Source organism: Actinomadura sp. 6K520, assembly GCF_004349245.1.
GTDB lineage: Bacteria > Actinomycetota > Actinomycetes > Streptosporangiales > Streptosporangiaceae > Spirillospora.
Window position 1 is genome coordinate 16,729 of record NZ_SMLC01000102.1, and the last position, 10,506, is coordinate 27,234.

Genomic DNA, 10,506 nt, shown 5'->3' on the forward strand with positions numbered 1-10,506 from the left:
TTCCAGACCTGAAGGTCCACCTTTGGGTGGGTGTGTTTCCCACATACACCCCCCTATCGTCCTCCGCATGGCGAAAACGATCGAGGTCACGGGCCTACGCAAGCGGTACGGGGACGTCCGGGCCGTGGACGGGCTGACGTTCAGTGTCGAGGAGGGCGAGTTCTTCGGGATCCTCGGCCCGAACGGCGCGGGGAAGACGACCGCCCTGGAGATCATCGAGGGGCTGCGGCAGGCCGACGAGGGGGAGGTCTCGGTGCTCGGCATGTCGCCGTGGCCGCGAAACCCCGGGCTGCTGCCCCGGATCGGGGTCCAGCTGCAGTCGTCGTCGTTCTTCGAGCGGCTGACGGCGCGCGAGCAGCTGCGGACGTTCGGCTCGCTCTACGGCGTCCCCGCCAGGAAGAGCGACGCGATGCTGAAGCTGGTCGGGCTGGACGAGAAGGCCGACGTCCCGGTCGAGAAGCTCTCGGGCGGCCAGGTGCAGCGCCTGTCCATCGCCTGCGCGCTCGTGCACGACCCGGAGATCGTGTTCCTGGACGAGCCGACCGCCGCCCTGGACCCGCAGGCCCGCCGCAACCTGTGGGACGTCCTGCGGGGGATCAACACGGGGGGCCGCACGGTCGTCCTGACCACGCACTACATGGACGAGGCGGAGATCCTCTGCGACCGCGTCGCCATCATGGACGAGGGCCGGCTCCTGCAACTCGGCCCGCCGGCCGTACTGGTCCGCGGCCTGGACGCCCCCGCCAAGATCAGCGTGGCCAGCGGCGTCCTCACGGCGGAGGACGCGCGGCTCCTCCCGGGAGCGGACGAGGCCGCCGACGACGGTATCTCGCTGACCATCTCCACCCGCGACCCATCGGCCGTGGTCGCGGCCATGGCGGGCAAGGGAGCGCTCGACGGGGTGCAGATCCGCGGCGCCACGCTGGAGGACGTCTTCCTGGAGGTCACCGGACGGGAGTACAGGGCGTGAGCACGTACCAGAGCTTCAAGAGCCTGTCCCGTGCCATGTACCTCGGTTTCCGGCGGGACCGGACCGCGCTGTTCTTCACCGTCCTGTTCCCCCTGATGTTCCTGGTCATCTTCGGCGGGGTCTTCAGCGGCCAGTCCACGCCCAAGGTGGAGGTGCTGAAGATCGGCCAGGCCCCGGTGCTGGACCAGGCACTCGCCCAGGGCGGCGACGAACTCGGCAGGGTCCTCAAGGTCACTGCGGCGTCCGACCGCGCCGACGCGCTCCGCCAGGTGGAGAAAGGCGATGCGGCGGGTGCCGTGGAGCAGCGGGGCGACCGGCTGGTCGTGCACTACTCCGCCGCCGACCAGGTCCGGGCCGGGACGGTGCGCGGGCTCATGAACTCGATCGTCCAGGCGGCGAACCAGTCCGCCACCGGCGAGCCGCCCGCCTACACGCTCGCCACCCAGCAGGTGGAGGACGACTCACTCAAGGCCATCCAGTTCTTCACGCCCGGCCTGCTGGGCTGGGCGCTGGCGTCGGCGGCCGTTTTCGGGGCGTCCCAGACGCTCGTGACATGGCGGACCAAGGGAATCCTGCGCCGCCTCCAGCTCTCCCCTGCCCCGATTCCCACCGTGTTCGCCGCGCGGGTCGCGGTCAGCCTCGCCATCGCCCTCGTGCAGTTCGCGCTGTTCGTGCTGGTGGCGCAGCTCCCCATGTTCGGGCTGCAACTTGAGGGCGCCTGGTGGATGGCCATACCGCTGCTGATCGCGGGCGTGCTCGCCTTCCTGTCCATAGGGATGCTGGTCGGGGCGTGGGCGAAGACCCAGGAGACGGCCAACGCGGTGACGCAGCTGATCGTCTTGCCCATGGCGTTCCTGGGCGGCTCGTTCTTCCCCCTGGAACAGGCACCGGGCTGGATGCGGACGCTGTCGCACATCTTCCCGCTGCGCTACCTGAACGAAGGCATGCTCAATGTGATGAGCCGCGGTCTCGGGCCGGGGTCCGTCCTCCCCGAAATGGGCATCCTGGTGGGCGTCGCGGTGGCCGGCTCACTGATCGCCGTACGCCTGTTCAGATGGGAGGCGCATTGATGTGACCTCGGTCACTAATTGGCCCATTCTGCTGTGGGCGTACGAACAACCAGGTTGGGAACGTCCACGTCGGGTTAGATGTTCTCCTAAGTACCGACCCCGAGCATGAGGAAGGTGCCGTGACTGGAGCCCTTGCCCCAACCAAGCCGCTGACCGTCGCCGACCGATGCGACCGCTGCGGCGCCCAGGCCTACGTCCGTGCGGTCCTTGTAGGCGGCGGCGACCTTCTGTTCTGCGCCCACCACGGTCGCAAGTACACAGAAGCTCTCCGTGCCAACGGGGCCGACATTCAGGACGAGACCGACCGACTCAACGAAGCATCGGCCACCACTCCAGCCGAGGAGCGGTAGATCCCCATATAGCAGGAGCCATGAACGGCGGCCATCGGAGACGGTGGCCGCCGTTCGCCATTCCCGATGACTCCGCTGAGTCACGATATGCGCACTCTCTGCTTACAATCGGTGATGGGGATCACGCATTCGCCGCACACTCACTTCGGAGTGGCATTCCTCACCCGAGCATGATGGTCGCTGACCTGCACAAGTCCCGGTCACCGCGTCCGCGCCCGCCGTGCCGGAACCCGCCGTCCCGGAACACCGCCGTCCTGAGCACCGCCCCATCGGAGAATCGTGCACATCCTGCTGCCACCGTCGGAGAAGAAGGCCACCGAGGGGGACGGACCTCCCGTGGACCTGGCGTCACTGAGCTTCCCGGGCCTCACCCCGGTCCGTGAGCGCCTCCTTGCGGCGCTGAGCGACGTCAGCCGGCGCGCCGACGCGCCGAACGTCCTCAAGCTGCCGGCGGGGCAGGCCGAGGAGGCGCTGGCCCGCAACAGGGCCCTGCGCGAGGCCGCCACGCTGCCGGTCGCGCAGCTCTACACCGGCGTCCTCTACGACAACCTGGACCTCGCCGGCCTGGACGCCACGTCCGCCGCCGAGCAGGTCATCGTCTTCTCGGGCCTGTGGGGTGCGCTGAGGCTCACCGACCGCGTCCCGCCATACCGGCTCGCCATGGCGGTGTCCCTGCCCTCTGCGGGCCGTCTGGGCGCGCTGTGGCGCCCGGCGATGCGCGCGGCACTGCGGTTCGACGGCGGCGGCCTGATCATCGACATGCGTTCCGGGCCGTACGCGTCCGTGTGGAAGGCGCCCCGGCCGGCGGTGGCCGTGCGGGTGTTCCGGGAACGGGTCGCCGGCGGCGAGACGCGGCGGACCGTGGTGAGCCACATGGCCAAGGCGACCCGCGGGCGGGTCGCGCACGACCTGCTGAAGGCGGGCGCGGCACCGCGCACCCCCGACGAACTGCTGAAGGCCGTCGCCGACCTCGGACACACCGCGGAACTGAACGGCACGAACCTCGACGTCATCCTGCACGACTGAGCGGGGCCTCCCAGGCCCGCCTCGCCGGGCTCAGGCCGTGCCGACGTTCAGGTGCCGGCATGCCTTGACGAACTGGTTCACCTCGTCGCCTCCCAGATACGTCCAGGGAAGGCTGCTCGGCCGCCCCCGCGTCCGGAGCGGATGCTGCCGCGCCGGCCGGCGCGCGTCGGCGAGGTGGAACGCGGCGCCGAAGAGGTTGTGCGCCTCGATCGTCCGGGGATGGAGACGGCGCCCCTCGAACCAGCCCCGCGCGGCGGCCTCCACCTCGCGGCGCTCCTCCGGAGAGAACCACGAGGACGCCCCCGGATCATGCCCGAACGCTCCTGCACGAAGTACTCGAAGTAGGCGAGCGGGATCAGGGCGGCCCTGGGGTCCTCGCGGGGGGCCATGCTCATGGCCGTACGGGCGAAGCCGAACATCTCGTCCGTCATGCCTCCCCACTGGGGGGACAGGCTCACGACCCGCGCCACGTGCGCCCCATAAAGGGTGGGGCACCTCCTGCTCGCCTGCAGCCACAGAGCGTCCTTGTCCTCCCGTTCGAGGCCGAGGCCCAGCGCGTACCAGAGCATCGCCTCCCACGGGACGGGATCGTCCGGCCACAATGACGCCGCCCGCATCAGTGGTTCGCGGGCTGACTGCATCGACTTCGTGTACGTGGTGTAACTCTGCGCCTGAACGGCCCGCGCCCGCGCCTCCGGACGGATCCGCCACGCCTCCTCCACCCGCGTCCGGCCGAGCCACAGCCAGAGGTCCGGATTGGACGGATCTTCGGCGGCGAGCGCCTCGACGTCCCGGCTGAATCCCACCGCGGCCCTCGACAGCGCCTCGACACGGACCGACCGCACCTCCGGGTCACGGCGGCTCTCGGCGAGCGCGTGCGCTCCGATGCGCAGGAGGCGGCGGTCCCGGACGGCATCGACCGCCCAGTCCAGATCAGGGTCACGCCACGGACGGCCGCCCACCACCCGTAGCTGACGCGCACGGACCACGGAGGCCCCCACCCCGCTCTGCTCCACCGAACGTCCGGGGGCCCGGTCGAGCTCTGTCAATCCCATGGGCGCGACAATAGGAAGACGCAAGACGGCGCACGCTACCTCGATGTTAAAAGGCCGTTACACGGCCAAGTTCGGTGCGCGGGGACGGGACCGGGCGACCGCGGACACGTCAATGACCGCGGACACGTCAAAACCGCGGACACGTCAAGGGCCCCGCCCCAGCCCGGGACGAGGCCCTCCGCTCAGATTCCGATCAGTCGAGGTAGTCGCGCAGCACCTGGGACCGGGACGGGTGACGCAGCTTCGACATGGTCTTGGACTCGATCTGGCGGATGCGCTCGCGCGTCACCCCGTAGACCTTGCCGATCTCGTCCAGCGTCTTCGGCTGGCCGTCGGTGAGGCCGAACCGCATCGAGACCACGCCCGCTTCACGCTCGCTGAGCGTGTCCAGGACGGAGTGGAGCTGCTCCTGGAGGAGCGTGAAGCTGACCGCGTCCGCGGGGACGATGGCCTCGGAGTCCTCGATGAGGTCGCCGAACTCGCTGTCGCCGTCCTCACCCAGCGGGGTGTGCAGCGAAATGGGCTCGCGGCCGTACTTCTGGACCTCGACGACCTTCTCCGGGGTCATGTCGAGTTCCTTGGCCAGCTCCTCCGGGGTGGGCTCGCGGCCCAGGTCCTGGAGCATCTGCCGCTGGACGCGCGCGAGCTTGTTGATGACCTCGACCATGTGCACCGGTATGCGGATAGTACGGGCCTGGTCGGCCATCGCGCGGGTGATCGCCTGCCGGATCCACCAGGTGGCGTACGTGGAGAACTTGTAGCCCTTGGTGTAGTCGAACTTCTCGACCGCGCGGATCAGCCCGAGGTTGCCCTCCTGGATCAGGTCCAGGAACAGCATCCCGCGGCCGGTGTAGCGCTTGGCCAGCGACACGACCAGCCGGAGGTTGGCCTCCAGCAGGTGGTTCTTGGCGCGGCGGCCGTCCTCGGCGATCCACTCGAAGTCCTCGGTGTCCTCCGGGGACATCGCGGGGCCGTCGGCGGCGAGCCGCTCCTCGGCGAAGAGCCCGGCCTCGATGCGCTTGGCGAGCTCCACCTCCTGCTCGGCGTTCAGCAGGGGGACCTTGCCGATCTGCTTGAGGTAGTCCTTGACGGGGTCGGCGGTGGCGCCGGCGGCGGCTATCTGCTGCGCGGGCGCGTCCTCGTCGTCGTCACCGAGGGTGAAGCCCTCCTCCTCGGAGGACGGGGTGCCCTCGGGGGCCTGCTTGCCGGCGGGGACGGCCTTGGCCGCGGGCGCGGCCGGGGCCTCCTCGGCCTCGGGCGCCTCCTCGACCTCGGCGGCGGCGTCGTCCTCCAGCTCGACGTCGAGGACCGCCAGGTCCTCGACGAGCTCGACGTCGACCTCGTCCTCGACCTCGGGGTCGTCGGCCGCCTTCTTGACGGGCTTGACGGGCGCCGCCTTAGCCGCCGGGGCCGCGCCCTTCTTGGCGGGTGCGGCCTTCTTGGCCTTGGCGCCCTTGGCGGGCGCGGCCTTCTTCGGCGCGGGCTTGGCGGCCGGGCGCGGCGCGGCGGCGGCCTCCTCCGGGACGACCTCGGGAGCCGCGGAAGGGGCCGCGTCGTCGCCGACGACGGCGGTCACCGTGTCGGGCTGCTCCTTGGCCGCCGCGGCGGTCCTGGGCTTGCGCGCCGGCGGCGTCCCGCGCTTGCGCGGACGCTTGGGCGCCGCGGAGTCGGCAGCGCTCACCATGACGGTCACACCCTCCTTGCTGAGGCTCCGCAGAATGCTGGAGGCCTTCGACACGGGGATGTCGGCCTCCTCGAACGTACGGCGTACGTCGTCGGCTTCGAGGTAACCCTGGGACCGTCCACGCTCGATCAGTTGCGCGATGACGTGATCGTGCAGATCTGACGCTTTCGAGGTCGAGCTAGCAGGCGACACAAATACCTCTCGAACGAACGTGTGGCTTGGTTGACCCAAGTGCCCTGACGGGCCCGGCCTCACACTGGGTGGGACCACACACAGAGCGGACCTCCCGGTGCGGGACCGCAGCGTACCCGCTCTCGCTGGGTCAAGCATTCTGGCACTGCTGCGCATTCCGCCTGTGAAGTCCTACCCCGTAACTCTCCACCTTAGAGGGCGCGGGACGGTCCTTCGTACGTGCCGGGCCGTCTTCACGTGGCCGGCGGCCTTCACACGGGTTCGGGCGGGACGTGCAGGGCAAGCACGGTCACATCGTCTACCTGCTCGTAGCCGGCAAGCATCCGATCGACCAGGAAGTCGACGAGTCTCTCGGGATCTCCTACCACTTCAGGTGGGGCGTCCGCCGCGACGGCGACGAGCTCCTCCAGCCCGGCGTCCACCCCACGCCTACGGTTCTCCACAAGTCCATCGGAATAGAAGACCACAGTGTTGCCGGTCTCGATGGAAAAACTTGTCTGCTGTCGCTGGCTCGGCCACCCGAGGGGCGTCCCCGGCTCGACCGTGCTGACGCGCGCGGGCGTGTCCGGCGAGATCAGCAGGGGTGGCGGGTGCCCCGCGTTGCTGAACGCCCCCTGCCCGGTCTCCGGGTCGATGACCGCGTACGCGACCGTGGTGAACTGCTCCTCGTCCTCGGTGGCGCTGAACAGCCGGTCCAGGCCGGCCAGGACCGCGGCGGGGCGCGGGTCGTTCAGCGCCAGGGCGCGCAGGGCGTTGCGGACGCGTCCCATTCCGGCCGCCGCGAGGACGCCCTTGCCCATGACGTCCCCGGCGGCCACGGCGAGCCGGTCGTCGGGCAGCCGGAACACGTCGTACCAGTCACCGCCGACCTGGACGTGCCGCGTCGCGGGGTTGTAGCGGGCGGCCAGCACCATGCCCGGCAGCTGCGGAAGGTCGCTCGGCAGGAGGCTCCGCTGGAGTTCCTCCGCGGTCCGGTGCTCGCGCTCGAACAGCAGCGCCCGTTCCACCGCCAGGGCGCACTGTCCCGCGAGCGCCTCCAGGAAGACCCGTTCCTCCTCGGTGATCTCCCTGGGGCGGGTGAACGAGAAACGGAGCGCGCCGATGGGAGCGCCCGCCGCCAGCAGCGGCAGCCCTACCCAGGCACGCTCTTCGGTGTGCTGGGCGAACAGGTCCTTCTCGCCGTGGCCGAGCTGCAGGCGCAGGCTGTCGGGATGCTCGGCCAGGAACGGGCGGCTCTCACGGACCGCGACCGACATCACGGTTTGGTCACTGACCTTGATCTCGTCCCGGGAGACGGGACCGGTCTCGCCTTCGGCGCCCTGCTGGGACGGCGCCACCACGCTGAGGCGGAGCTTGTCGTCGTCCAGCAGCGCCACGGCGGAGTAGTCGGCGCCGATGGCCGACCGCCCCACCTCGGTGATGACCTGGACGACCTGGGAGACGGTCAGGGCCTCGGCCAGCATCGAGGTGGCCTGCTGGAGGCGCGCCGTGCGCAGCGCCGCCGCCGACAGCTGCTCGGTCAGTCGGCCGCGCATCTCCTCGGCCTCCCGCTGCCCGGTGACGTCGGTGTTGGCGCCGACCCATTCGATCACCGTGTCGCCCTGCCGGATGGGCACGGCCCGCACGTCGAAGTGCCGGAAGGTACCGCTCTTGGTGCGGATCCTGTAGTTGGTCTCGAAGACCCGGTTCTCCTGGACGCAGTCGCGCCACACGGCCTCGATCCGCGGCCGGTCCTCGGGATGGACCACCGCCAGCCAGCCGCCCTCCGCGTAGTCGTCCGGCGCCTGCCCGGTGATCGCACGCCATTCGGGCGCATCGTCGATCACCCCGCCCGTCGGGGCGGCGACCCACACCACCTGGGCGCTCGCCTCCACGAGCGAGCGGTAACGCTGCTCCTTGCGGCGGATGACCTCCTCGGCCCTGCGCCGCTCCGTCACGTCCTGCGCGGTCAGGACGACACCCACGGGCTCGCCGTCGCCGTCCTTGGCGGGCAGCCACGTGCAGGCCAGGATCCGCTCGTCGCCCCCCGGGTCCGCGCCCGCGGTCTCCTCGGGCGCCGCATCCTGGCCGGCCGAAACGACCAGATCGGAATCGGTCAGCGAGCGGTCCTCGGCGATCACCTTGCGCAGGGCGCTCTCGAAGGCCGTCGCCAACGCCTCGGGCAGCGCCTCGGAAGGCATGCGCTCCTGAAGATCGCGCACGGGAACGCCCAGGAGCTCGGCAAGCGCGTCGTTGGCCCGGCGGCAACGCAGCTCACGGTCGAAGAACGCCAGCCCGCCCGGAGCTTCCGTCAGCAAGGTCGCGTACAGCGCGGCATCCGACGCATCCATGGGCCGCCCCTCCACCCCGGAAACCCGAGGTTGTGGAACGGACGTCTCGGTGCTCATGGACAACACCTCCGCCCCAGAGGGTCCCGTACCGCACGGCAAGTTTTCATCACTATGAGTGAATGGGAGCAGGCTAGCGCTCCCGCCTCCATCACAACACCGGTCGAAGTCAGGTACTCATCATCCCGATGGTTCGCCGAGTACGGAACCCCTGCTGAACATCCTCGTTCCCTTCGGCCCCAGACGAACGCGTCGGATTCGGACACCGTTCCAGAGGGCACGAAGACGGCCCGCCGGGGACGGCGAGTAGGAGATGTTACGGCTCCCGCACTCGACAGCGCGTCAACCCGAGGGTGTTCGGGAGTGTTGGTAGGTACCGCCCACGGGAGGCGCCCACCGGAATCCCCGTTATGCCACCGGCTCGGTTGGGGCGGGCTTACTTGGACGGTTTGGTTCCCTTTTGTTCTGCCTTGAAGGCTCGGACCTTGGCCAGGGACTCGGGACCGGTGATGTCGGCCACGGAGCGGTGGGAGCCTTCTTCGCCGTAGGCTCCGGCGGCCTCGCGCCAGCCCTCTGGACGGATCCCGTACTGCTTGCCCAGAAGGGCCAGGAAGATCTGTGCCTTCTGCTTGCCGAAGCCGGGGAGGGCCTGGAGGCGCTTGAACAGGTCCTTACCGCTGCCTGCGTCCAGCCAGATCTTTTCTGCGTTCCCGTCGTAGTTCTCTACCAGGAACCGGCACAACTGCTGTATGCGCTTGGCCATCGAGCCCGGGTAGCGGTGGACGGCGGGCTTCTCCGACAGCACCGCCGCGAAGCGTTCCGGGTCGTGCGCGGCTATCTCGTGCGCGTCCAGGTCGTCGGAGCCGAGCCGCTGGGCGATGGTGTACGGACCGGAGAACGCCCATTCCATGGGGACCTGCTGGTCCAGGAGCATGCCGACCAGGACGGCCAGCGGGCTGCGTCCGAGCAGGTCATCGGCTTCCGGACGCTGGGTGAGGTGAACCTTCGTGGCCATGCGCTCAGCTTAGGGCCGGTCCAGATCTGTCCGAAGTCTTACGGCAATGACGGAAACCTGGCGAGGCGCGGGCCACGGTGTTCGAATGAAGGCGTGAACGAGGAGGAGCGAACAGAAGGCAGTCCCGTCGGACGGCGGGTCGTGCTCGGAATGCTCGGCCTCGGCGCGGTGGGGGTCGCCGTGGGAGCGTCCGTCCAGGACAGCGTGAGTCGTGCCTTGGCACCGGTGGGGCCCATCAGTGATGTCCTGCCCGCCGCCGGCGGATTCCGCTACTACTCGGTGACCGGGAGCGTGAAGCGGCGCAGCGCCGCCACGCACCGGGTGACCGTCGGCGGTCTCGTCGACAAGCCCCAGGCGTTCGGTATGGCCGACCTGGCACGGTTCCCGCAAACCGTGCTCGAACGTGATTTCCAGTGCGTGACGGGCTGGCGCGTTCCGGATGTGGAGTGGGTCGGGGTCGTGCTGGCCGATCTACTCGACGCGGTCGGCGTGTCACCGAAGGCCCGTGCCGTGCAGTTCACGTCCTTCGACGGCGTCTACACCGAGTCGCTGACGCTGGAGCAGGCGCGCCGCCGGGACGTCCTTGTCGCGACGCAGATGGAAGGCAAGCCGGTCAGTCACGACCACGGTGGGCCGACGCGGCTCTACGTGGCGCCCATGTACGGCTACAAGTCGCTGAAGTGGCTCAAGGGCATCAAACTGACCGAGGAGCTCATCCCCGGCTACTGGGAGGGCCTGGGATACGACCAGCACGCGTGGGTCGGGAAGTCGAACGGGCGTGACGATGCTCCGACGTGACCCGCCCCGACCTGACCCT

9 protein-coding genes are annotated in these 10,506 nt (G+C 69.6%); 5 read left to right on the plus strand and 4 right to left on the minus strand.

The annotated features are described in order from the left end of the window. Positions 1 to 67: 67 nt before the first annotated feature. From E1289_RS24275 to E1289_RS24290, 4 genes are all read left to right on the plus strand, one after another. Positions 68 to 970 (plus strand): ABC transporter ATP-binding protein, encoded by a 903-nt coding sequence (locus E1289_RS24275; protein WP_131983952.1) that lies wholly within the window; start codon positions 68 to 70, stop codon positions 968 to 970. Next, the gene (locus E1289_RS24280; RefSeq protein WP_131983954.1) at positions 967 to 2,040 is read left to right on the plus strand and encodes an ABC transporter permease; all 1,074 of its coding nucleotides are present in this window, start codon (positions 967 to 969) and stop codon (positions 2,038 to 2,040) included. Before E1289_RS24275 ends, E1289_RS24280 begins: the two co-directional genes overlap by 4 nt. 119 nt (positions 2,041 to 2,159) lie before the next feature. After that, the gene (locus tag E1289_RS39770) at positions 2,160 to 2,390 is read left to right on the plus strand and encodes a hypothetical protein (RefSeq protein WP_131983956.1); all 231 of its coding nucleotides are present in this window, start codon (positions 2,160 to 2,162) and stop codon (positions 2,388 to 2,390) included. Between the two features lie 279 nt (positions 2,391 to 2,669). After that, on the plus strand, positions 2,670 to 3,416 hold the full coding sequence (locus E1289_RS24290; protein ID WP_131983958.1) for a peroxide stress protein YaaA: 747 nt from the start codon (positions 2,670 to 2,672) through the stop codon (positions 3,414 to 3,416). 77 nt (positions 3,417 to 3,493) lie between these two features. Here the strand turns inward: E1289_RS24290 and E1289_RS24295 are convergent, their stop codons facing one another. From E1289_RS24295 to E1289_RS24310, 4 genes are all read right to left on the minus strand, one after another. Next, positions 3,494 to 4,471: a hypothetical protein gene (locus E1289_RS24295; RefSeq protein ID WP_243713108.1), complete on the minus strand. Its 978-nt coding sequence runs from the start codon at positions 4,469 to 4,471 to the stop codon at positions 3,494 to 3,496. Between the two features lie 193 nt (positions 4,472 to 4,664). Continuing rightward, positions 4,665 to 6,347 (minus strand): RNA polymerase sigma factor, encoded by a 1,683-nt coding sequence (locus E1289_RS24300; RefSeq protein WP_131983960.1) that lies wholly within the window; start codon positions 6,345 to 6,347, stop codon positions 4,665 to 4,667. A 251-nt stretch (positions 6,348 to 6,598) separates the two neighbouring features. After that, positions 6,599 to 8,734: a SpoIIE family protein phosphatase gene (locus tag E1289_RS24305; RefSeq protein ID WP_131983962.1), complete on the minus strand. Its 2,136-nt coding sequence runs from the start codon at positions 8,732 to 8,734 to the stop codon at positions 6,599 to 6,601. Between the two features lie 376 nt (positions 8,735 to 9,110). Then, positions 9,111 to 9,689, minus strand: coding sequence for an HhH-GPD-type base excision DNA repair protein (locus E1289_RS24310; protein WP_131983964.1), 579 nt, complete (start codon positions 9,687 to 9,689; stop codon positions 9,111 to 9,113). Positions 9,690 to 9,782: 93 nt separating this feature from the next. Between E1289_RS24310 and E1289_RS24315 the strand changes: the two genes are divergently transcribed. After that, positions 9,783 to 10,487, plus strand: coding sequence for a molybdopterin-dependent oxidoreductase (locus E1289_RS24315; protein ID WP_207929120.1), 705 nt, complete (start codon positions 9,783 to 9,785; stop codon positions 10,485 to 10,487). Positions 10,488 to 10,506: the final 19 nt, after the last annotated feature.